This window comes from Cupriavidus sp. SIMBA_020 (assembly GCF_046535395.1).
Classification (GTDB): Bacteria; Pseudomonadota; Gammaproteobacteria; order Burkholderiales; family Burkholderiaceae; genus Cupriavidus; species Cupriavidus campinensis.
Genome location: NZ_JAWRWU010000341.1, coordinates 1 through 292, shown reverse-complemented (window position 1 = coordinate 292; position 292 = coordinate 1). Strand labels below are relative to the sequence as shown.

At 75.7% G+C, this 292-nt stretch carries 1 pseudogene; it reads left to right on the top strand.

Annotation, left to right across the window (positions count from 1 at the left end):
- Positions 1-292, top strand: a pseudogene (locus tag SB751_RS29490) (AraC family transcriptional regulator); the annotation flags it as partial.

Sequence of the window (292 nt, the reverse complement as noted above, 5' to 3'; positions counted from 1 at the left end):
GCAGCAGGCGCTCGCGCGGCGCGAACAGGAAGGCGCGCGCGGCGGCACGAACGCGCGCGGGTTGGCCCAAGGCGCGAGCTGGGACGTCGCGGATGTCCTCTGCACGCTGGGTCCGCGTGACCAGCCGTTCGAGGAGCGGCACGGCGGCGTGTGCATCGCGATGGTGGTGGCCGGCTCGTTCGGCTATCGGGCCGCGCCGGGCCGCGAACTGCTCACGCCCGGCGCGCTGCTGCTCGGCAACGCCGGCGACTGCTTCGAATGCGGCCACCGGCATGGGGCGGGCGACCGCTGC